The sequence below is a fragment of the Fictibacillus sp. 5RED26 genome (assembly GCF_015903895.1).
In the GTDB taxonomy this organism is placed as follows: domain Bacteria; phylum Bacillota; class Bacilli; order Bacillales; family Fictibacillaceae; genus Fictibacillus; species Fictibacillus phosphorivorans.
The window spans coordinates 1-23,389 of the sequence record NZ_JACZDU010000002.1 but is presented as its reverse complement, the minus strand read 5'-3'; the positions used below and the strand labels follow the sequence as shown (position 1 = coordinate 23,389).

Sequence of the window (23,389 nt, the reverse complement as noted above, 5' to 3'; positions counted from 1 at the left end):
TCATTCATCCTTTCTTATGCTCCTTTTATGCCGTACAACAATTGCTGAATCTGTAATGCCGTGTATTCTTCTAACGTATACATCTTCTGCAGCGCCCAGCGTCTGAACGTCCACATCTGTCCAATGATCAAAATATTGTGAGCTGCTGCCTGTATTTCTTTTTCACTTAAATGAAGTTCACCTTGCTTTACCACTTTAAAAAGCAGTTCTTCAAAGATCGCCGTCATCTCCAGCTCTTTTTTGAGCACATACGGAAGAGCTTCATGAGAAAGTGACTTTGCTTCTTGATACATGACGAGCACCTCATCCTGCATGTCGTCCATCACTTTAAAATAAGCAGAGATTGCACGTTCAACACCTTGAATCCCGCTATCTTCCCCTTTGATATCCTGCTGCAGCCTCAGCTTTACCCCATCATAGATGCTGTCGCAGACGAGATAGAGAATATCTTCTTTTGACCGGATATACTCGTAGAGTGTGCCGATACTGAAGCCAGAAGCTTTGGCGATCTCCCGAGTTGTCGTGCGGTGGAACCCATTCTCTTTAAATAGAGAGACCGCCGCTTTCACCATCTCTTCCCGTCGTCTCTGAATCAGTTTTTCATCTTTTACGAGCGACGGCACTTCTTTCTTACCCAATTGGCCTCCCTCATTTCTGTTTCCCGTCAGCCGGCTGCAATCGTTTTATTAAAATCTTTTCTGCAGCTGTATAAGGGTCTGTCGTACCTGATTCTAAGTCGGCCAGCCAGGAGAACCCATTTTTCTGTTCTTGTTTCAACACTTGCTGATAGATTTCATGCTGAACCACTTCCATCACCTCACGCTTCAGGTTAGAAAGCTTTCTTTCCTTGCCTTCACCGCTCTTCTCTAGATATTCACGGTGTGCTAGAAGAGAGTCCCATAATTCTTGCAATCCTTTATTTTCAGTAGAAACCGTCTGAACCACTGGCGGGCGGTACGGGCTGTCGTGTTTCACAAGATCAAGCATCGCTTCAATCTCAGCGAGAAGCTTCGGAACCCCTGGCATATCCGCTTTGTTCACAACGAACAGATCCGCGATCTCCATGATTCCCGCCTTAAACACTTGAACAACATCTCCGCTACCTGGGTTCAATACAACTGCAACCGAATCTGCTAGCTTCATAATATCGAGCTCAGACTGCCCTACTCCTACCGTCTCTATTAAAATCACATCAAAACCATAAGCATCCATCAGCCTTACCGTCTCTTTCGTCGACCGTGAAAGGCCGCCGAGACTGCCGCGCGTCCCCATGCTTCGGATAAACACACCCGGGTCGGTAAAATGGTCAGCCATCCTTACGCGGTCTCCAAGAATAGAGCCGCCGCTGAACGGACTCGTCGGATCAACGGCAACAACGGCAACCGTCATCTGCTTTTGACGCAAAAAAGAGATGAGACGATTGACGAGCGAGCTTTTCCCTGCACCCGGTGAACCGGTGATGCCGATCCAATGAGCACCTTTTTGCTGCGGGTAGATGCTCTTTAAAAGCTCGAGTTTGTCTTCACCGTTGTTCTCGGCAAGCGTGATCGCTTTTGCGAGAGCACGTTCCTCTCTTTGCTGGATGCGCTGTGCTAATGGATGCATGGTTTCCTCCTAAAAATTTCAGTAACTGTTATTTGTAAAGGTTAATCTCTAAAAGATTTATGCCTTGGGTTTTGCTACATTGAAAAGTTGATTGGAGCGCAAGGTGCGAGACTCCTGCGGGACAAGCGGTCAGGTGAGACACTTAACGGCGCAAAGCGGCAAGTGGCTCACCGCCTGCCCCGCGGAAAGCGAGCAACCTGGAGCGCAGATCAACCTCTCACAACCCACAAATTAATCTTTCAAAAGCATCTTAGAAATAACGAGACGCTGAATTTCTTGTGTACCTTCGTAGATCTGCGTAATTTTTGCGTCACGCATGTAACGTTCTACTGGATATTCTTTCGTGTAGCCGTATCCGCCGAACACTTGAACCGCGTCTGTCGTTACTTCCATTGCGATGTCTCCAGCAAATAGCTTCGACATTGCAGACTCTTTTCCGTATGGAAGACCTTCAGACTCTCTCCAAGCCGCTTGATAAGTTAAAAGGCGAGCCGCTTCCACTTTTGTTGCCATATCTGCAAGCTTAAAACCGATTCCTTGGTTTACACCGATCGGCTTACCGAACTGCTTGCGGTCTTTTGCGTAATTTACGGAAGCATCTAGTGCACCTTGAGCGATTCCAACCGCTTGAGCTGCGATTCCGTTACGTCCGCCATCAAGTGTCATCATCGCAATCTTAAAGCCTTCTCCTTCTTTACCTAGAAGGTTTTCAGCTGGTACACGGCAATCTTCAAAAATGATCTCTAATGTTGGAGATGAACGGATGCCGAGTTTCTTTTCTTTTTTACCGAAAGAAAAGCCTGGTGTTCCTTTTTCTACGATGAACGCAGAAACTCCTCTTGATCCTGCTTCAATATCCGTACGCGCAAACACCACATAGATCTCAGCGTCTCCAGCATTCGTGATGAAGATCTTTGAGCCGTTAATGATATAGTCATCGCCGTCTTTTTTCGCTGTTGTTTTCATGTTTCCTGCATCTGATCCGGATCCTGGTTCTGTTAAGCCGTATGCTCCGATTTTCTTACCTTCTGCCATCGGACGTAGGAACTTTTGCTTTTGCTCTTCGTTACCAAACTTAAAGATCGGCCATCCTGCAAGAGATGTGTGAGCAGATAGCGTTACACCGACTGACGCGCAAACACGTGATAGTTCTTCAACTGCTATCACATAGCCTAAATAATCGCCGCCAATTCCGCCGTACTCTTCTGGCCAAGGAATTCCGCAAAGGCCAAGTTCACCCATCTGATCAAAAATTGCGCGGTCAAAACGCTCTTCTTCGTCACGTTCTGCAGCTGTAGGCTCTACTTCATTTTTGGCAAAATCACGCACCATCTTACGGATCATTTCATGTTCTTCAGATAACATAAATTGCATTTCTATCTCTCCCTCTTATCCTAGTAAATGTTTGCTTAATACCATGCGTTGAATCTCACTTGTTCCCTCATAGATCTGACACACCTTCGCGTCTCGGAACAGTCTTTCTACCGGATACTCTTTTGTATAGCCGTACCCTCCGTACACTTGCACCGCTTCGATCGCTGATTTCATTGCCGTTTCTGATGCAAAAAGCTTTGCCATCGACGCTTCTTTTCCGCATGATTGGTTGTTTGTCTTTAGATCAGCCGCACGATAGGTTAAAAGTTTTGCCGCTTCAACGGCAGTCGCCATGTCTGCAAGCTTAAATCCTAGACCTTGATTAGCACCGATCGGCTTTCCGAACTGCTTTCTTTCTTTTGCATAGTTCGTCGCAAATTCTAATGCCGCCTCAGCGATACCAAGTGATTGAGCAGCAATTCCGATCCTGCCCACATCGAGGTTGCTCATCGCGATCTTAAAGCCTTCCCCTTCATTACCTAGAAGATTTTCAGCAGGTACACGCGCATCTTCGAAAATGATTTCGCACGTGTTTGATCCGTTCAACCCCATTTTTTTCTCTTTCTTTCCTACTGAAAAACCTGGTGTATCTTTATCGACGATGAAGGCCGAAATCCCGTAGCTTCCTTTATCAGGTGCTGTTGAAGCAAAAACGATGTACACGTCCGCTTCTCCTGCGTTTGTGATAAAAATCTTAGAGCCGTTCAAGATGTAATGATCGCCCTTTTTAACGGCTCTCGTCTTTAAGCTTGCTGCATCAGAACCTGAACTCGGCTCTGTTAATCCGAACGCACCAAGGTACTCTCCACTTGCTAACTTAGGAATGTATTTTCTCTTTTGTTCTTCATTCCCGAAATAAAGGATTGGATTCGTTCCAACACTCGTATGGACGGATAAAATAACGCCGATCGTCGCGCTCACTTTAGAAAGCTCATTGATCGCGATGATGTAGGACGTAAAATCCATCCCTGCTCCGCCATACTCATCCGGAATCGGTATGCCCATCAGCCCGAGCTCTGCCATCTTCGTAATCAGATGACGCGGAAACTCTTCTGTTTCCTCCATATGCTCAATGGCCGGTGCTATCTCTTTCTGTGCAAAATCCCGTACCATCTTCTGCATCATTTTTTGTTCTTCAGTAAATAAGAGGTTCATGGTCTCTCCCCATTCCTATATTGAAATGCCGACTAGTAGTCTCTCTCCGTGAGTTATCTCTCTATTTGTTCTTTCTTTACTCGCTTTTTCTCTGTGGTTGCTATTTTTGTTTGCTGTCTCTTCCACAAAGACAAAAATGGAATTTTTGTCTTTGTGTGGGGTCAGACCCCGTAGTTGTAGAATCCTCTGCCTGACTTCTTGCCGAGCCAGCCTGCTTTTACGTACTTTCTTAGCAGCGGACACGGACGGTACTTGTCATCACCGAAGCCTTCATGAAGTGTCTCCATGATGTAGAGGCACGTGTCGAGCCCGATGAAGTCTGCTAGTGTTAACGGACCCATCGGATGGTTCATTCCGAGTTTCATAATCTCATCGACCGCCTCAGGTGTAGCCACTCCTTCATACACCGAGAAGATTGCTTCGTTGATCATCGGCATAAGGATACGGTTGGAGATGAAACCAGGGAAATCGTTCACTTCCACTGGTACTTTTTGCAGCTTCTTAGATACCGATTCGATCGTCGCGTATACGTCATCCGCTGTTTGAAGTCCACGGATGATCTCTACGAGTTTCATAACAGGAACCGGGTTCATGAAGTGCATGCCGATAACTTTTTCAGGTCGGTCCGTTGCAGCCGCGATCTCTGTGATTGGAAGGGAAGATGTGTTTGACGCTAAGATTGTGTGAGCTGGCGCGTATTGGTCGAGCATCTTGAAGAGTTGTGTTTTCACGTCCATATTTTCCACGACTGCTTCAATCACAAGATCTGCGTTTGACGCGTTCTCTAGAGAAACAGAAGCTGTGATGCGGGACAGAATGGATTCTTTCTCACTTTCATCCAGACGTCCTTTTTCCACTGAGCGGTTTAAGTTTTTAGAGATGATTCCGATTCCTTTTTGTACGAACTCTTCTTGCATGTCATGCAGAACAACGGAATAGCCCGCTTGTGCACAAACTTGCGCGATTCCTGAACCCATCTGTCCTGCACCGATCACCATAATGTTTTGAATGCTCATGAATATTGCTCCTCCTTATTTCTTCACTTCTACTAAGATCGCGTCACCTTGCCCGCCGCCTGAACAGATCGAAGCGATGCCAAGTCCGCCGCCACGTCTTTTCAACTCGTGGATCAACGTTAGTACGATGCGCGTGCCGCTCGCCCCAATCGGGTGACCCAACGCGACTGCTCCACCATTCACGTTCACTTTTTCAAGATCTAATCCAGCAAGCTCAGAGCTCGCTAACGCAACGGCTGCGAATGCTTCGTTTATTTCAAAAAGGTCAATTTCTTCTAATGATTTTCCTGTTTTTATCAAGAGCTCATTGATGACGAGACCTGGCGTTTTCGGAAAGTCTTTCGCTTCCACAGCAAGTGCCGTGTGACCAAGGATCGTCGCCATCACTTCTTTGCCTTCTTTTTCAGCGCGCTCATCGCTCATCACGACTACAGCCGCTGCCCCATCGTTCACGCCAGGTGCGTTTCCTGCTGTAATCGTTCCATCTTGTGAAAAAACAGGTCTTAATTTTGCAAGAGATTCGATAGACGTATCTTTACGCGGTGATTCATCTTGGGACACGACAACCGGCTCGCCTTTTCGTTGAGGCACTTCCACAGGTACGATCTCTTCTGCAAAAATTCCCTTTTCAATCGATTCAATAGCACGGCTATGACTGCGGTACGCCCACTCGTCTTGACGTTCACGTGAGATCTCCATCTCTTTCGCTACGTCATTTCCGTAGATTCCCATGTGAACACCTGTAAACGTACACGTTAGTCCATCGTGGACCATGAGATCTTTCACTGAGCTATCTCCCATACGAAGCCCCCAGCGCGCTTTCGGTAAAATGTATGGTGCGTTGCTCATCGATTCCATTCCACCTGCTACGATGACTTCTTCATCACCCGCGCGAATGATCTGATCTGCCATCGTGATCGCACGAAGGCCTGACGCACATACTTTGTTGATCGTTTCTGTTTTCGTCTTCCAAGGTAATCCTGCTTTTTCAGCCGCTTGACGAGAAGGAATCTGTCCTTGCCCACCTTGAAGAACACAGCCTAAAATGACTTCATCCACCGATTCTGGAGCAACACTTGCTCGTTGAAGCGCTTCTTTAATCGCGATTCCGCCTAGGTCTGACGCTGTAAGAGAACTTAATCCGCCACCAAATTTCCCTACAGGTGTCCGTACACCACTGACGATTACTGATTTTGTCATAAGAAAAACCTCCCGATTCGTATAGTAGAGCTGCGAAAATTATGTTAACGCTTACAAATTTGTTTAAAGACGAGCCGAGCGAACGCTCAGTCGACCAACTTCCAAGCATGAAGCTGCCAACTCATATGCGGGCAGCTTAATCACATGCTCAAAAACTACTGAAGAGCCTCTTGTTTCTGTGAGCCAAACATCGATTTTTCTAGGATTTCAACAACATCTAGCGTTTGAACTTGCTCTTCTACTTCTTTCGCTTTCGTTCCGTCACTCAACATCGTTAAGCAATACGGACATCCGCTTCCGATCATGGTTGGATTTACAGCAAGAGCTTGTTCTGTACGCGCAACGTTCACACGAGACCCTGCTTTTTCTTCCATCCACATCATTCCACCACCCGCTCCACAGCACATTCCGTTCTGACGGTTGCGATCCATCTCAACAACCTTCACACCTGGAATTGCTTTTAAAATATCACGAGGTGGTTCATACACTTCGTTATAGCGGCCGAGGTAACAAGAATCGTGATACGTGATCGTTTCATTCACCTCGAACTTCGGCTTGATTCTTCCTTCTTTGATCCAGTCTGCTAAAAGCTCGGTATGGTGATACACTTCTGCTTCTAGGCCAAACTCAGGGTATTCGTTTTTGAACGTGTTATACGCATGCGGGTCGATCGTGATGATTTTCTTAACATTATGCTTTTGGAACAACTCGATGTTCGCATTCGCCATCTCTTGGAATAAAAACTCGTTTCCAAGTCGACGAGGTGTATCACCAGAGTTCTTTTCTTTGTTTCCTAAGATCGCAAACGTGATTCCTGCTTCGTTCATGATCTTCGCTAAAGAAAGTGCGATTTTTTGTGAACGGTTGTCATAAGCACCCATCGAACTTACCCAGAACAGGTACTCAAATTCCTCACCCGCTTTTTCTTTTTCTTTTACAGTAGGAACGTGGATATCTTCTTTCAGCTCGCGCCAGTTCTCGCGTTCCTTTTTCGAGATTCCCCAAGGGTTCCCTTGCTTCTCGATATTTTTAATCGCACGCTGCGCTTCTGCATCCATCTTACCTTCTGTCAGCACAAGATAACGGCGCATGTCGATAATCTTATCTACGTGTTCGTTCATGACTGGACACTGATCTTCACAGTTACGGCAAGTCGTACATGCCCAGATCTCTTCTTCTGTCATAACTTCACCGATCATCTCAACATCATAAGCAAGTGCAGATGATCCATCAGTTGTCGCAGCAGTTTCCTCAGCGCCCTTTCCTCTCGCTTCAAAAGCGATCTGGTTGCCTGTTGTGTTCGAAAAAGCGAACGCTGGCATCCAAGGTGTGCGAGATGTAACCGCCGCTCCTTTTACCGTTAGATGATCACGAAGTTTAACGATCATATCCATCGGCGAAAGCATCTTACCAGTACCTGTTGCCGGACAAACATTCGTACAACGGCCACACTCTACACATGCATAGAGATCTACAAGCTGCTTTTGATTGAAGTCTTCAATCTTATTCACACCGAAAACTTCTTGTGTCTCGTCTTCGAAATTAATCGAAGAAAGCTTTCCTACTTTATCTTTGCGGCCAAGCCAAACGTTTAGTGGACCTGCGATCAAGTGAGCATGCTTTGATTGCGGAACATACACTAAAAACGTTAATAAGAACAATAAATGAATCCACCATGAGATAAAGAATACGACTGCAGCACCTGTTTTTCCTAGGAAACCAAGAGCCATTGCAATTACGGACGCGATAGGCGCCGTCCACTCGTAAGGTAGGTCATGCCAGATAATCTCTGCTCCGTTCCCAACTAACACGGAAAGCATCAGGCCCCCGATAAAAAGAAGAACCAAACCAGATTTAAATCCGCGCTTCAATCGAACAAGCTTTTCAACATATCTTCTGTAAAAAGCCCAAACGACTGCAATCATGATCATCGTCGTTACGATTTCTTGGAAAAACGTGAATCCCGGATAAAGCGGGCCTAAAGGCAGATGCGACCCAGAGTTGAGTCCTTTCCATATAAAATCGATCGCTCCGAACTGAACGAGAATGAATCCATAAAAGAACATGATATGGATAATTCCACTCTTCTTATCTTTTAACAGCTTCTTTTGACCAAATACATTCACTAAGACTGCTTTAATTCGTTCTTGAACCGTATGATCAAACTCTACTTTTTTGCCGAGCTTGATGAATTCAAACCTTGTTTTTACGACATAAGCAAATAAAAACAGTGCGTAAGCGGTTACAAAAAGAAATGCAAGCCAGTTTGCTACCATTAAGCCGTCCATCGCTCTCTCTCCCTTCCAATGCTCCTATTCCCTAATTCTTTCTCTTTTAATAATTCTAAATGAAATTAATTTTCTGACTTCATTATAGCATAAAAAAATAAATGAATGAGCATTCAGTCAACATCTGTTAAAAAAATTTTTTTAGTGGTTTTATATGGCGAGGGTATACTATATAAAAGTTTGCTACAGAAGGAGGAGAAGAAAATGTGGATCGTCTTATTTGTTATTGTCATTGGATTTTTGGTATGGATCGATTTTTATTTAGGACATAAGCAAACGATCGCAAAAGAAGAACCTCCTGTAACTACGACAGGCAATATGCATCTTTTAACGACAGGTTCTCATTTTTTCGATTCACTGTTTCAAGACATAGATCAAGCGAACAAATCGATCTACATACAGTTTTACATATTACGAGATGACGAACTCGGACAAGAGCTATGTAAGAAGTTGATCGCAAAAGCACATCAAGGCTTAGAAGTTAGACTACTTCTTGATTACATGGGGAGTTACGGGCTGAAAAAAAAGACGGTTAACAGTCTTAAAAATGCTGGCGTTCATTTTGAATACAGCAACAAGCCACAGTTTCCGTATCTGTTATACCGGATCAATCATCGAAATCATCGTAAGATCACGATCATCGACTCAGAGATTGGTTACCTAGGCGGCTATAACGTAGGAAATGAATATATTGGCAGAGTCACACGATTTGGAGATTGGCGCGACTATCATTTAAAATTAAGAGGTAACGTTGTAAGCGAATTGCAGCGTCTATTTTGTGATGATTGGAACGGTTCAACAAACGAAAAGATGACGCAAAGTGTTTCATATATTACTCAGGAAGTAGAAGAAAAAGACCTGTTGCTCCTTCCTTCAAAAGGACAGGCTGGGTATCACTATTTTTATGAAAAAATAAAACAAGCGAAAAAAAGCATTTTTATAGGTTCACCATACTTTATTCCGGGTAAAAAGATGAACAGAGAGCTTTTGTCAGCACTCGATCGTGGTGTCAATGTGAAGATACTCGTTCCCATGAACCCAGATCACCCTTTTGTCCAAGAAGCTTCTTATCGTTATGTCAAACCGCTCTTAAAAGCAGGTGCTGAGATCTATCAGTTTCATGAAGGGTTCTATCACTCCAAAATCGTTATGTTTGATGATTCAATCTGTGATATTGGTACCGCAAACTTCGATCTTCGCAGTTTTTTTTATAACGACGAGTTAAATTGCATCTTTACAGATAAATCGGAGATCCAAGCGGTGAAGCAGGTGCTCGATTCAGATCTTGAACGCTCTGAGAAGTTGACGCTAGCCCGTTTAAAAAAGACGCGCCGTTCCGTGAAAGTTCGCTTAAAAGAAGTGGTGGGTTTTGTGCTATCGCCTTTTTTATAAATTTAATGGGGATCAGCTCCCTTTTTGTGAACTTTTTGATTCGACATCTCTGATTAGTTGATTGGAGCGTAAGGTGTGAGACTCCTGCGGGATCAGTGGGACAGGTGAGACTCCTAAGGTCGCAAAGCGACGAGGATGCTCACCGCACACCCCGCGGAAAGCGAAGCACCTGGAGCGGAAATCAACATCCTTCACCAGCACTTATACCAAAAACATACAAAACAACAGGGGGCCAAACATGTTAACATCTTTCGGATTTGTATCTACGGCTCTCAATTTATATGAGGCCTCACCTGCAAAAACAATGACTTTTGCTACTTATCAAAAACGTGATGAAAAAGAACGCACTGCACAGCTGCTTGCGATCACGAAAAACAATCTACAGCGCACACTGCGCGTTCTTCATTATTGTATCGCGCACGAGCTTCCTCTTCATCGCATGTCATCCTCCATCGTCCCTTTAGCTACTCATCCTGAAGCAGCTTGGGATTTTTTGAAGGAGACGAAGAAAGAATGTAAAGAGATCGAGAAGCTCGTAAAAAAATACAACATCAGAACGAGCATGCATCCTAATCAGTTCACCCTGTTTACAAGCCCTCGTGAAGAGGTGACGTTAAACGCGGTAAAAGATATGCAATATCATTATGATCTGCTTAAAGGGATGGGCATCGAGGACCGAAGCTATATCAATATTCATATCGGTGGAGCTTATGGTGATAAACCGTCTGCTTTAGAACGTTTTTATGAAAATATTAAACTTCTCCCTTCTGACGTTAAAGCAAGGATGACGCTTGAGAACGACGATAAAACGTTCACAACCCAAGAGACATTAGAAGTCTGTGAAAATGAAGGCATTCCACTTATGTTTGATTACCATCATTACATGGCGAATCCGGATGACGATGGTTCTCTAGAGGAACTATTGCCTAGGTTCGTGAAAACGTGGGAGAATACAGGTCGACCGCCGAAAGTTCATCTTTCCTCACCAAAAGACGAAAAAGCATACAGAAGCCACCATGATTTCGTTAGTAAGGACTATGTCCTGCCGTTCTTTAAATTGATGTCTAACTATACAGATGAGCTGGACGTTATGATCGAAGCCAAACAAAAAGACCGCGCTGTTCTTCAGCTCGTGGATGAACTGGAGAAAGTGCGCGGCTTCAAGAGGATGAGCGGTGGAACCATCCTTATGTAAGGCAAGGAATAAATTTTTTAATCTCTGCATTAAAGCTTGCATAATGTTTGATCGGAAGCTGATGCAGCGCTTTGTTTAAGAGAACGAACTTTGCTTTCGGGTGAACATTCCTTGCGTAGATTCTTCTGTAAGGATGCATATATTCCGCTTGTTCCCCGTAAATGAACAACAACGGAAAGCGCCACTCTTTTAGCTGATCCGTACATTGGAAGGAAAGACTTTCTTGGTAGAACCTTTGACACATTTTAAGGTCTGTCTGTTTATGGTAAGTTAACATTTCTTTTCGATCTTCTGTAGAGTTCGAATGTGTGGTGACAAGAATTCGATTGAGTAGGGCTGGTGCATTTTTTGCCAGCCTTATTCCAGTTTGAAACTGCTTTTTCAGTGCGAATGTAGAAACTTGAGAAAAGCCTCCACTCAAAATAAGACCCTTTGTGCGATGCGGATATTTTTGAACAAACGCTTGTGCAACCGATCCACCTGCCGAATACCCACAAATGTACGCCTCTTCTAATAATAAGTGGTCCAACAGAGACGCAACATCATCTGCTAAGTCCCAAATCGTAAACGTTTCTTTGTCCTTACTTGATGAACGACCGTGTCCCCGACAATCGAGAAAGATCGTCTGATAATCGGTCGCTAGTTCTCTTTGATACTTGAACACGAGATGACTCATACCTGGCGGGTGTAAAAAAACGATTGGCGCACCGGTTCCCAGCTTTTCATAATAGATTTGCAACTCAGAGGTCAGTCCGGCTAATGCCATGTTCTCCTCACTTAAGAAAAGTACCTGCCATCCAGATGTAAGCTTGATAGCCTAAATAGATGCCGATGATGCCCATGATTCCAGGTAATGCGGGTGGTGCCGGAATCGGTAGTTTTAACAGGGCAAACACAAAGCCTACGAGGGCGCCTGTTATTAGTGATAATACGATCAACTTCATATATGTACCCCCTCTTTCAAACGAGTTTCCAAACCTATCTCTTATTAATATGGCATGTTATCCCTACATTATCCCAATTTTCGTTGAGATTACGATTGCGTAGAAGATTTCGTTGTAGCGAGCTCGTACTGCTTTTTTATAATACGAATCTGACCGCGATGACTCAGTTCATCTTCAAAAACATGAAACCATTTAAAGTAATTGTTACCGAGCTCATTCCCCCACCACGGTGTTGTTTCATAGAGCCATGAATCTTCAAGCTTTTGAAAATGCTGCAAGGTAATTTCACGAGTCTTTCTTAAGTCTTCTAGATAAAATTCTGCTGTATTGCCATGGATGATTGTCGCAGCTTCACCTAGATCGAGTGCAGGCTGGAGTGTTTCTGCATAACGCTCGATCTCCTCCTCTGGCAGATCTTTTCCCTCAAATGTGATAAATTGATAAATCTTTTCTACAGCCACAAGATGAGCGAGCAGCATGCCGATTGAATTCCCTATTCCGTTTATTCGATAATCTAGCTCTTCAACGGATAGATCTTGAACGTCCCAGATCGTCGTTTCTCTCGTGTAGTCCATCATGGATATTAAGTTTGAAAATTCTTTCGAGTACCCTTCAATTTTTCCGATAACAAAAGGGCTTTTGTTGGATGATGTCATTTTGGGAACCTCCTAAGCAATCATGTGCTTCAATAGAATTCAAGAAAAGCTTTGGAATTCCTTTTTTGATTTGGATGCGTTCGTGATTCGTTGGTAATTGAGCATAGCTTTGGAATCGCTCATAAATCCCTAGAATCGCTCATAAACCCCTGGAATCGCTCACAAATCCCTAGAATCGCTCATAAATCCCTGGAATCGCTCACAAATCCCTATATTGGCCCCCAAATCAAAGAAAACCACTCTCCAAAACACGAAAAAACCTGTCCAAAGACAGGTTTTTCCTATATATTACATACGCTCTGGTGCTTCTACACCGATGATGTTCAATGCATTTTCAATCGTTACTTGAGTAGCTTTCATCAATGCGTAGCGCGCTTGTGATTTTGTTTTGTTTTCTGGGTCGAGTACACGCTCTGCGTTATAGAAGCTATGAAGAGCAGATGCGAGCTCAAACACATAGTTCGTTACACGGTGCGTTAAAAGTTTTTCAGCCGCTTCATTAATAACTGCAGGGAATTCTCCGATTTTCTTCAACAGCTCGAATTCTTTTTCAGAATCGATCTGAGAAAGATCCAGTTCTCCATCATAAGAAAGACCCATCTCTTCCCCTTGGCGAAGCATGCTGCATACGCGAGCATGTGCGTATTGTACGTAGAATACAGGGTTTTCGTTCGATTTCGAAACCGCTAAGTCCATGTCAAAATCAAGATGAGTATCGTTAGAACGCATCGCAAAGAAATAACGAGTCGCGTCGATGCCCACTTCTTCCATCAGTTCACGTAGCGTTACAGCTTTACCCGTACGCTTACTCATACGGACTTTTTCGCCGTTTTGGAACAGAGAAACAAGCTGGATGATCATCACTTCAAGTTGATCTTTTTCATAGCCTAACGCTTGTATTGCTGCTTTCATACGAGGAATGTAACCGTGGTGGTCTGCTCCCCAAATGTTGATCAACTTTTCAAATCCACGCTCAAACTTATCGTTATGGTACGCGATATCTGGCGTTAAATATGTGTAAGATCCGTCGTTCTTGATAAGTACACGGTTCTTGTCATCATCATAATCTGTCGTACGGAACCAAGTCGCGCCTTCTTCTTCATAAACAACACCTTTAGCTTTTAACTTCTCTAGTGCTGCATCAATTTTTCCGTTTTGATAGAGCGAAGTTTCTGAGAACCACACATCAAAATCTACACGGAATTCAGCGAGATCAGCTTTTAGTTTTTCAAGCTCTCGTGTAAGACCGTATTCACGGAAAAAGCTCACACGCTCGCTCTCTTCTTTTTCTAACCAAGAATCGCCATACTCTTCGGCTAGATCTTTACCAAATTCGATAATATCCGCTCCGTGGTAACCATCTTCTGGCATCTCTTTATCCTTGCCTAGCGCTTGGAAGTAACGAGCTTCGATTGACGTAGCTAAGTTGTTGATCTGATTCCCTGCATCGTTGATGTAGAACTCACGAGAAACGTTATAGCCTGCATAGTCTAGAATATTACAGATCGTATCACCAACAGCCGCACCACGTGCATGTCCTAAGTGAAGCGTTCCTGTAGGGTTCGCAGATACGAACTCGACTTGTACTTTTTTACCGCCGCCATGCTCCGTACGTCCGTAATCCTTGCCCGCTTTTAGAACAGTTGGTACAAGCTCTGTTAAATATGAGTTATCCATGTAAAAGTTGATGAAACCAGGACCTGCGATCTCAACTTTTGCGATAGATGCTTTACTTTTATCAAAATTTGCTACAAGATCGTCTGCGATCATGCGAGGGGCTTTTTTAGCAACACGCGCTAATTGCATCGCCATGTTCGTTGCGAAGTCACCATTCGCTTTATCTTTTGGTACTTCAAGAACGACTGCAGGCAGTTCTTCTTTTTTAGCGAGTCCTGCTTTTACGACCGCTTCTTCGATCTCTTCTTTTAACAGCTGCTTGACTTGGTCAAGGATATTCATGCTTTTGCCTCCTGAAAATTAATCTTGATTCGATGTGTTCCTGTATGTTCACCCTGCAGAACCAGCTCATAAGCGAGATTAAGATCCCCCGTCTGTTTTTGCTGATTCCAGCGGAAATTCATTTCATGTGTAGTCGTTTCCATCCAAAGCTGGCCATATGGGCTGTCGTACATGCCTTTTGTAGTCTGGCCGATTAAATATTTCTGTTTCATAGATACACTGCCTGAGCGGATAATCAGAATACCAGCGTGCGTTATCTTAATCACATTATTGACAGAACCTGCACCTTCTATCTCTTCCTTATATTGAAGATAGGTGACGTCCCCACGTTTATAGAGCTTACCTTCTGTCTCGGTGAAATGTTTCTCTTGTTCACCGCTGAAATGTACTTCTGAACTTATCGAAAGCGCAACAGACAATTCCGTATCTTGATCCATGCGAACAACACTTCCTTTTTTGATGTACCTCTTTAACTTACCTATTATAAAAGATTTCACTGCTTCCCTTCAACCTTATGGGTGTCTTTTTAAAAATTCATGGTTCTAATAGGTAAATATATCCTAAAAACACGTTTTCATGAGTGGATGATTTGGAATGAGGGTCGTTAATGACGTATTATACACTCGAGAAGATGAAATAGAAATGAGGAGGATTTTAAATGAACAACGAAAGAATTTTACTTGTGAATCGTCCAAAAGGCGCGCCGCAAAAGAGTGATTTTCGCTTTGAGGAGACTTCGACCCCTGCTCTTGAAAGTAATCAGGTACTTTTAAAAACGATTTATCTATCTGTAGATCCGTACATGAGAGGACGCATGAGTGATCGTAAATCTTACGTGCCTCCATTTCAGTTAAACGAACCGATCTCTGGTGGAATCGTTGGACAAGTTGTTGAATCTCGTTCAGGCGAACTATCAGAAGGCGATTTCGTCATCGGTAACTTAGCGTGGCAAAAATACAACGTAGCAAGTGATGCTGAAGTTCGTAAATTAGATCCATCTCTTGCTCCGCTTACTGCAAACCTTGGTGTGTTAGGCATGACTGGCTTAACTGCATACTTCGGTTTACTAGATATCGGTAACCCTCAAGAAGGCGAAACGGTTGTTGTCAGCGGCGCAGCTGGTGCTGTTGGTACAATCGTCGGTCAAATCGCTAAGATCAAAGGTGCACGTGTTGTCGGAATCGCAGGTTCAGACGATAAGATCTCCTACTTAAAAGACGAACTAGGTTTTGATGCTGCGATCAACTACAAGACGGAAAATGTATATGAAGCACTAAAAGCAGCTTGTCCAGACGGTGTTGATGTATATTTTGATAACGTGGGCGGAGAAATCTCTGATAGCGTACTTGCATTGATCAACAAAGGCGCTCGTATTCCGGTTTGTGGCCAGATCGCCCTTTACAACCTTGAAAAAGCAGATGTTGGTCCACGTATGCAAAGTCAAATTCTGATCAACAGTGCGCTGATGAAAGGATTTATCGTTAGCGATTATGCGGCTCATTTTGAAGAAGGTGCGATCGAACTTGCTAAATGGGTAAAAGAAGGCAAAATTTCTTATAGCGAAAACATCGTAGACGGATTTGAAAATACGATTGATGCATTCTTAGGTCTGTTTTCTGGTGAAAACACAGGAAAGCAGCTAGTAAAAGTAGCTGAGCCGGAGAATGTGTAACAACAGGGAATAAATCAGGGAGCTTTTCACTCAAAAAGAAGTGAAAAGCTTCTTTTTTTTATGTAATTGGGGAGAAGTCGTCCCAAAGAATTCGAGAAAATATAAAAATAATACGGCGTAAATCTAATATATTTCGGCGAGTTTCAATCTTAATACGGCAACTTTTTAAGATATATCGGCGAGTTTACAAAAAGCGACAAAGCCACTCGAAAAAAACTTGAGCTGTAAACATCACCATCAGCTCAAGTTCATTACATTACACAGGCAATACCATGCTAGCCGTGGTTCCCTTGCCTACTATGCTACTAAACCGGAGTTCACCGTTATGCTCTTTCATGATCTTAGAGCTGATCATCAGACCGAGCCCTGTCCCTTTTTCTTTTGTCGTATAAAAAGGTTCACACATTTTCTCGATTCGATTTCTCGGAATTCCACAACCCTGATCTTTGACGGATATATGAATCTGGCTATCCATCATTTGAGCTTGAATCGTGATCTCGCCGCCATCACCCATCGAATCGATCGCATTTTTCAATAAGTTGATCAGCACTTGTTTCAGCTCATTTTCTTCCGCATGAATATGAGGCATAACATCAGGGATCCTCGTATTGATCTGTATATTTTGGACGATTGCTTCAGGCTGTAGAAGGGTTTCTACAAATTCGATGATTTCTTTTAAACACGTCTTCTTATATGTTCGAACTTGAGGTTTTGCCAACAATAACAGCTGCCCCATGATCTGATCGATGCGGTTCAGTTCTTTATCCATGATGCTGTAGTAGTTGGATGGATCGATCTCTTGGCTTTCTTGTAAAAATTGAATGAACCCTTTTAATGAGGTGAGCGGATTTCGTATCTCATGAGCCACGGATGCCGCAAGCTGTCCAACGATTGAAAGCTTGTCGGATTGACGAAGCAAGTCTTCTGATTTTTTTCGATCAGAGATATCACGTGTAACCCCAATGATCTCTACGACTTTACCTGTGTCATCTGTGATGCTTTTACATGAAGTTTCGAGCCACACATAGTGCCCGTCTTTATGCTGTAATCGAAAAGGAACGGTTTTCGTGCACGGTCCTGAAATTAAATCTTCATGAGCTTTTCTTGAGATCTCTTCGTCATCCGGATGAAGCATTCCATAGCCTGTATCTCCTAAAATCTCTTCAGGTCTTTTTCCTAATAACGCAAACGATGCAGGTGAAATGTACGTAAATGAACCATCTGCTTTATGTGTTGTGATCATATCCATCGCGTTTTCAGCCAACAGCCTGTATCTCGCTTCACTCTCTTCTAACAGCTGTCGGGACTCAATCTTTTCCGTTACCTCCCGGCCGAATACAAGCAAGTTCTTACGAGTTCCATCTGGATGAAACACTGGAATTTTGTATACATCAAAAAAACGTGTGCTGCCGTCTCGCGCAGGCACGAACTCTTCACATCGAACAATCTCTTTCGCCTGCCACACTTGTTCATCTGTCTCGATACAATATTGAAAGACTTCACGAAAGTTAGGCGTGATCTCGGCTAAGTCAGCATCAGTCTTACCAGTAAAATCAAACCCCGGCAGTTCAAAAAGCTCACCTACAAATTCATTCGCAAACACAAAACGCCCATCTCCATCTTTTATACCGATAAAATCCGGAACGATGTTCATTAACGTTTTCATAAGAGGCTCCTGACAAGAATGAACGACAGCGGGCAATTCTTTCAAGATATAATAGCGAAACGGACTGTCAGCAAACGGCAAAAAACCTTCACTCACTTTTACTGAAATAAAACCATTTACAGCAAGTAAAGTTCCTTCATCACCATCTGAATGACGTAAAAGGATTTCATCCATCGACTTTCCTGTTTCAAAAGCTGCCTGATCTGTCAGATCCAAATAATGTTGATTCACTCCTGTTATTTCTTCATTCTGATCCACAACCACTACGGCATCAGAAAGCTGATCGATGAACGTTTGAAAATACTCCATCTCTTTTGAAATCGCTGTCATTCTATTTGTCCCCCCTTTATCCACCTAATTCTCTACTGTAACTATAGCAAAAAAGACTTAATGATATAACAAATTTCGACAAATTTAGCTAAAAACAGTTTAAGTCAGTTCCTTCCTACTATTTTTCTTCAGATTTCCATTGCTTTACACTTAAGAATTTACTATATTTGATTAATGTAAGAGGTCTGACCTCTAAAAACTATCTTATAGAGTAATGAGGGAATAATTATGGGTGCTATAGGTTTGCTGTTTTCAGGTGGAGCTTTATTCTTAAACAGCTTAATGTTGCTCGGAAAAGCTGAAGAAAAAAGTGTCGCGTTTTTCAATATATTAGTCGGATTACTTCAAGTCATCACACCGATCTATCTCATCATCACGTCTGATGGATCAAACTGGTCGATGTTCAATAACGGTGCTGTTTTCTTGTTTGGGTTCACATACCTTTATCTAGGTGTGACGATTCTAAAAGGATTCGATTCCAGCGGCCTTGGTTGGTACTCCCTGTGGGTATCGATGATGGCTATCGTTTATGCACTTGTGTTTTACGTTCAAGAAAATGACGTAGTCAATGCCCTTACGTGGGTGTTGTGGGCGTTCCTTTGGTTTCTGTTCTTCTTGTCGTCCGCACTTAAAAAACCATACGAAAACTATATCGGGAGAGTCGCTTTCGTTCAGTCTTGGGTAACGTTAACACTTCCTTCCCTATTCATGTTGCTTGATCTTTGGCAAAACGCCAAGCTTCAAGAAATCTGGACGTATGTATGCATCGGATCAATGGTTTATTTCGTGGTAGAAGCGATTTTGTTTGCAAAATACATCAAAAAAGAAAAATTAGTTGAAGAATTAGCTTAACATTCGCCGGTCTCGATGATTCGAGGCCGGTTTTCTTATGTTTGGGCTCTGTTGCATGTTGTGTGATAGGGGTGGCGGATGGCAATTAAGTCGATTTGATGAGTAATTAAGTCTGTGTGTGGTTCAATTAAGTCTATTTCGAAAAAATTAAGTCAAAATCCATACCAATTAAGTCTAATTCAGCAAATAAAGGCGATTCGACACAGCTCGACATACACACACGCTAAAAATTCATACACAATAAAAAAACCCTGTTCGACGGCTGCAAACAACAGCCTTCAAACAGGGGCTACAATTCAATTATTTTACCCAGCCTAACAAAATTTCGCGAAGGAACTTGCTAGCTGCGATCGGTGTTTGCTCGGAGTGGTCATAAACGGGAGCTACTTCTACTAAGTCTGCTCCGATTACGTTGATGTCCGCTTTTGCGATCAACTGAATCGCTTCAAGAAGCTCTTTTGAAGTGATTCCGCCGGCTTCTGCTGTTCCTGTTCCTGGAGCTGCAGACGGATCTAACACATCGATATCGATCGTAACGTACACGTTGCGTCCCTTTAATGTTGGAAGAACTTCTTTTAAAGGCTCAGCTACATCGAATTTGTACATGTGCATACCGCTCGTTTTTGCGAATTCGAACTCTTCACGCATACCAGAGCGGATTCCGAACGAATACACGTTTTCCGCGCCGATCAGATCGCAAACTTTACGGATCGGTGTTGAGTGAGAGAGAACTTCTCCCTCATACTGCTCACGAAGGTCAGCATGTGCATCGATATGAATCACGACATAGTCATCATACTTTTGCTTCAATGCTTTAAATACCGGCCAAGTCACAAGGTGCTCTCCACCCATTCCAAGCGGAAACTTGTTGTCAGCGAGTAACGTTGAAACGTACTCTTCGATCATATCAAGTGAACGCTGAGGATTTCCGAACGGTAACGGGATGTCTCCCGCATCAAAATAGTTCACTTCTTCAAGGTGCTTGTCCATGTATGGGCTGTACTCTTCAAGACCAAGAGATGCCTCACGAATACGAGCAGGGCCAAAACGGCTACCTGGACGGAATGAAACCGTCCAATCCATCGGCATGCCGTAAAGAACAGCATCAGCCGTCTTATAATCAGGCTTACTTAAAATAAATACATTTCCAGAATAAGCTTCGTCAAAACGCATGATTTTACACTCCTTATGTAAAATACGGGACCGTCGCGAAAGTAAGTTTACACTCACTTTTGACGGCCCCTAATTTTCTTATTTTTTAACTGTTTTCGTTGATTGTTGCTTGCGGGCTTCCTTTTCGCCAAAAGAAGCTTCATCGAACAGTGATTGTAGTGTAAGGTGCGAGACTCCTGCGGGACAGGCGGGTAGGTGAGACACTTAAGAGTGAAACGTTACGAATGTGGCTCACCGCCTGCCCCGCGGAAAGCGAAGCACCTGAAACGGAAATCAATCACTTTCAAAAGCAACAAAGCTTATTACAGATTTATTTTTTAATCAAATCACTCACAAACTTCGGTAACGCAAAAGCAGCTGTGTGAAGTTGTGGCGTCCAATATTTCGTTTCGATATCGTGGAAACGCTCAGCCGGTACTTCTAGTGGATCGTGTTTCTTAGATCCAATCGTGAACGTCCAAAGACCACTTGGGTAAGTTGGGATGTTCGCTGTGTAAAGACGAGTGATCGGGAAGATCTCACTAACATCACTGAATACTTGAGAGATCAACTCAGGCGTGAACCAAGGGTTGTCCGTTTGCGCAACAAAGATTCCGTCTTCTTTAAGTGCTTTAGAGATTCCTTCATAGAATCCTTTTTCAAAAAGCTTAGCAGCTGGTCCCACTGGCTCAGTTGAGTCAACCATGATAACATCGTACTCGTTATTGCTTGTTGCAATGTGCATGAATCCGTCATCTACTTTTACTTCAACGCGTGGGTTCTCTAGGTCCCCAGCGATTTCAGGCAGATATTGCTTAGAATACTCGATTACTTTTCCATCGATCTCAACAAGAACGGCTTTTTCAACAGATGGGTGCTTTAGCACTTCACGGATTACTCCACCGTCTCCGCCGCCTACAACTAAAACGTTCTTCGGGTTAGGGTGCGTGAAAAGAGGTACGTGTGCTACCATCTCGTGGTAAACGAACTCGTCTTTTTGTGTAGTCATAACCATGCCATCAAGGATCAGCATGTTTCCGAACTCTTCTGTTTCTACCATATCTAGCTTTTGGAATTCTGTTTGCTCAGATACGTACGTTTTGTTAATTTTCATCGTAATTCCGAAATTTTCCGTTTGTTTTTCAGTAAACCAAATACTCATGTTGGTCTCACTCCTACTATATATTTTGAAATGCCAGGCATCGTTGTTTCGAGATTTTACAAACAAAATGATTATAGCATTCTGGGACCTAAGATTCCAATTCAATTTTTGTAAGAATGCAGCTATTTTCAAATAACCACTTCTTATCCATACCACATTCCTGTTTTCTTAATCTTCAACCAATAAAAATAGTTCGATTACCCTGTTTCTTTAGGCTGACTATTCTGACTATTAAAGTGGTATAATGAAAATAGCGTTCAGAAGGACAGACGGTCGGCGCATTCCCTTTTTTAAACTGAAGCTGGACATCTTGCGGGTATCCGCAGCTTACAGTTAAGGGGGGTGATGCCTCTGACGATCTTTGAGGCGTTGATGTTCGCGGTCGCTTTCAGCTCGCTTATCGTTACTGTCCTTACGTCTAAAAATAAATAGGCCTCTGTCACACGTGTAAAAGCACCGGCTTTTCGTTCCAGAAAATCCGGCCTCGCTTTACCGACTCGTGTGTCCCTTCTGGCGCCCCATTCGTCCGTGTTTCGTGCACGGGCGAATTTTTGCTATAATAACCGGAATTTTGATCATATATCGGAGAGTTGACAAAATTGACTCCATTACCCAACTCTATCACCCTGACAAACAGCACTACTCAAAAATAAAAAAACCATGAGCAGCCTTCCCGCTCATGGTCTATAACCCTTACTTTCCTACAGAACTATTCCTTACAATCGCTTCTATAATAATCTGCCAATCGTCTGTATGCAGCTCATGTCCAGACCCTTCGAGCGTGATGAGTTCAGCATGCGGAATCGCCCTCGCAAGCGCTTGACCGTGTTCGAACGGAAGTGCCGGATCTTCATTTCCATGAAGAATGATTGTCGGAACTCCAATTTCACTCATACGATCCAAATACTCTTCACCGCCACCTAGATACATATAATTAAATCTGCTTTGAATCTGTTTGGCACGCGTGTATTCTCTTTCTGCCAATGCGTACATTCTTTCCTTTTCAAAAGGCTTGGATCCTGAAAGGACTGCCCATCCCTCTGCTAAATAAGCAACAGACGCCTCTTGGTCAGACCAATCAATAGAAGCACTTTTTCCATGGAAATCTAAAATTTTCTGATCCATTTGAGGCAGCTCAGCTTGCTCTGAACCGAAAACACTTGACCCAAGAATCGTCAAGCTAAGCACACGTTCAGGATGCTTAATCGCCATAATCTGCCCGATCATTCCTCCGAGAGACATCCCCATGATATTCACTTTCTCTATGGAATAGGCATCTAGAATTCCAAACGCATCATCAGCAAGGTCCGTAATCGTATAGTTTGATGTTCCAGGTTCATAGACGACGGATTGGCCGAGATCACGGTGATCATACCGAATCACATATCTTCCGGCTGCTGCAAGACGCTCACAAAACTCTGAATCCCACCAATCGAGCGAAGACATTGCACCCATAATGAGAAGAACAGCAGGATCGCTAGGGTTACCGAAGCTTTCTGTGTTTATATCCACCTTATTTGTTTGTAAAAGTTGTTGTTTCATTATTGTTTCCTCCGTGATTTTATTTTTTGCCTTGTGAAAAGCGCAGAGCAATAAGTACTCAACGGAGTCATCTTGGCCTGCACTTGTCATTATCGAAGTTTGATCCATTTAATGATCATGACGCGTCGGCCTCCTTCTTTTATTTAGTGGTATTAAAACCTTGTTTATTTTAACATAATTTTCTGAACTTTTTAACCGAAATAAAAAAAGCAACCCGCTTCTACCACTC

Annotated in this window: 20 protein-coding genes; 4 read left to right on the top strand and 16 right to left on the bottom strand. The window is 43.3% G+C overall.

Annotation, left to right across the window (positions count from 1 at the left end):
* Positions 1-14 precede the first annotated feature (14 nt).
* The 7 genes from IHV10_RS08380 to IHV10_RS08350 all read right to left on the bottom strand — a co-directional run bounded on the left by IHV10_RS08380 (position 15) and on the right by IHV10_RS08350 (position 8,638).
* Positions 15-638, bottom strand: a complete 624-nt coding sequence (locus tag IHV10_RS08380) for a TetR/AcrR family transcriptional regulator (protein ID WP_197128273.1) — start codon at positions 636-638, stop codon at positions 15-17.
* Positions 639-648: 10 nt separating this feature from the next.
* Positions 649-1,605, bottom strand: coding sequence for a methylmalonyl Co-A mutase-associated GTPase MeaB (gene meaB / locus IHV10_RS08375; protein ID WP_197128272.1), 957 nt, complete (start codon positions 1,603-1,605; stop codon positions 649-651).
* 231 nt (positions 1,606-1,836) lie between these two features.
* Positions 1,837-2,979: an acyl-CoA dehydrogenase gene (locus IHV10_RS08370; RefSeq protein WP_066399058.1), complete on the bottom strand. Its 1,143-nt coding sequence runs from the start codon at positions 2,977-2,979 to the stop codon at positions 1,837-1,839.
* A gap of 15 nt (positions 2,980-2,994) precedes the next feature.
* Complete coding sequence (locus IHV10_RS08365; protein WP_197128271.1) at positions 2,995-4,134, bottom strand: acyl-CoA dehydrogenase; 1,140 nt, start codon at positions 4,132-4,134, stop codon at positions 2,995-2,997.
* 161 nt (positions 4,135-4,295) lie between these two features.
* On the bottom strand, positions 4,296-5,150 hold the full coding sequence (locus IHV10_RS08360) for a 3-hydroxybutyryl-CoA dehydrogenase (RefSeq protein ID WP_197128270.1): 855 nt from the start codon (positions 5,148-5,150) through the stop codon (positions 4,296-4,298).
* Positions 5,151-5,165: 15 nt separating this feature from the next.
* Entirely contained in the window at positions 5,166-6,350 is a 1,185-nt protein-coding gene (locus IHV10_RS08355; RefSeq protein ID WP_197128269.1) for an acetyl-CoA C-acetyltransferase, read from the bottom strand.
* A gap of 155 nt (positions 6,351-6,505) precedes the next feature.
* Positions 6,506-8,638: a (Fe-S)-binding protein gene (locus IHV10_RS08350; RefSeq protein WP_197128268.1), complete on the bottom strand. Its 2,133-nt coding sequence runs from the start codon at positions 8,636-8,638 to the stop codon at positions 6,506-6,508.
* Positions 8,639-8,842: 204 nt separating this feature from the next.
* On the opposite strand from IHV10_RS08350, the gene cls reads away from it, so the two are divergent.
* Both cls and uvsE read left to right on the top strand, forming a co-directional pair.
* Positions 8,843-10,030: a cardiolipin synthase gene (gene cls, locus IHV10_RS08345; protein ID WP_197128267.1), complete on the top strand. Its 1,188-nt coding sequence runs from the start codon at positions 8,843-8,845 to the stop codon at positions 10,028-10,030.
* A gap of 238 nt (positions 10,031-10,268) precedes the next feature.
* Positions 10,269-11,225: a UV DNA damage repair endonuclease UvsE gene (gene uvsE, locus IHV10_RS08340; protein ID WP_197128266.1), complete on the top strand. Its 957-nt coding sequence runs from the start codon at positions 10,269-10,271 to the stop codon at positions 11,223-11,225.
* On the opposite strand, the gene IHV10_RS08335 is transcribed toward uvsE, so the two are convergent.
* The 5 genes from IHV10_RS08335 to IHV10_RS08315 all read right to left on the bottom strand — a co-directional run bounded on the left by IHV10_RS08335 (position 11,218) and on the right by IHV10_RS08315 (position 15,221).
* Positions 11,218-11,991 (bottom strand): alpha/beta fold hydrolase, encoded by a 774-nt coding sequence (locus IHV10_RS08335; RefSeq protein WP_197128265.1) that lies wholly within the window; start codon positions 11,989-11,991, stop codon positions 11,218-11,220. The two genes, uvsE and IHV10_RS08335, sit on opposite strands and share 8 nt — an antisense overlap.
* A gap of 7 nt (positions 11,992-11,998) precedes the next feature.
* Positions 11,999-12,169 (bottom strand): DUF1427 family protein, encoded by a 171-nt coding sequence (locus IHV10_RS08330; protein WP_066399082.1) that lies wholly within the window; start codon positions 12,167-12,169, stop codon positions 11,999-12,001.
* Positions 12,170-12,258: 89 nt separating this feature from the next.
* Entirely contained in the window at positions 12,259-12,825 is a 567-nt protein-coding gene (locus IHV10_RS08325; RefSeq protein WP_197128264.1) for a DinB family protein, read from the bottom strand.
* A gap of 288 nt (positions 12,826-13,113) precedes the next feature.
* Positions 13,114-14,784 (bottom strand): arginine--tRNA ligase, encoded by a 1,671-nt coding sequence (gene argS, locus IHV10_RS08320; protein WP_197128263.1) that lies wholly within the window; start codon positions 14,782-14,784, stop codon positions 13,114-13,116.
* Positions 14,781-15,221 (bottom strand): DUF1934 domain-containing protein, encoded by a 441-nt coding sequence (locus tag IHV10_RS08315; RefSeq protein WP_197128262.1) that lies wholly within the window; start codon positions 15,219-15,221, stop codon positions 14,781-14,783. Before IHV10_RS08315 ends, argS begins: the two co-directional genes overlap by 4 nt.
* A 221-nt stretch (positions 15,222-15,442) precedes the next feature.
* Here IHV10_RS08315 and IHV10_RS08310 point away from each other — a divergent pair, with 221 nt between their 5' ends.
* Positions 15,443-16,456 carry an NADP-dependent oxidoreductase gene (locus tag IHV10_RS08310; protein ID WP_197128261.1) on the top strand — a complete coding sequence of 338 codons (1,014 nt, stop codon included), beginning with the start codon at positions 15,443-15,445 and terminating at the stop codon, positions 16,454-16,456.
* A gap of 256 nt (positions 16,457-16,712) precedes the next feature.
* Here the strand turns inward: IHV10_RS08310 and IHV10_RS08305 are convergent, their stop codons facing one another.
* A complete protein-coding gene (locus IHV10_RS08305) occupies positions 16,713-18,452 on the bottom strand; it encodes a PAS domain S-box protein (RefSeq protein ID WP_197128260.1) in 1,740 nt (579 codons plus the stop codon).
* A 228-nt stretch (positions 18,453-18,680) separates the two neighbouring features.
* On the opposite strand from IHV10_RS08305, the gene IHV10_RS08300 reads away from it, so the two are divergent.
* Positions 18,681-19,304: an AmiS/UreI family transporter gene (locus IHV10_RS08300; RefSeq protein ID WP_197128259.1), complete on the top strand. Its 624-nt coding sequence runs from the start codon at positions 18,681-18,683 to the stop codon at positions 19,302-19,304.
* 300 nt (positions 19,305-19,604) lie between these two features.
* On the opposite strand, the gene speB is transcribed toward IHV10_RS08300, so the two are convergent.
* The 3 genes from speB to IHV10_RS08285 all read right to left on the bottom strand — a co-directional run bounded on the left by speB (position 19,605) and on the right by IHV10_RS08285 (position 23,160).
* Positions 19,605-20,477: an agmatinase gene (gene speB / locus IHV10_RS08295; protein WP_066399100.1), complete on the bottom strand. Its 873-nt coding sequence runs from the start codon at positions 20,475-20,477 to the stop codon at positions 19,605-19,607.
* 310 nt (positions 20,478-20,787) lie between these two features.
* Positions 20,788-21,618, bottom strand: a complete 831-nt coding sequence (gene speE / locus IHV10_RS08290) for a polyamine aminopropyltransferase (protein ID WP_197128258.1) — start codon at positions 21,616-21,618, stop codon at positions 20,788-20,790.
* Between the two features lie 693 nt (positions 21,619-22,311).
* A complete protein-coding gene (locus IHV10_RS08285; protein WP_197128257.1) occupies positions 22,312-23,160 on the bottom strand; it encodes an alpha/beta fold hydrolase in 849 nt (282 codons plus the stop codon).
* Between the last annotated feature and the right edge of the window lie 229 nt (positions 23,161-23,389).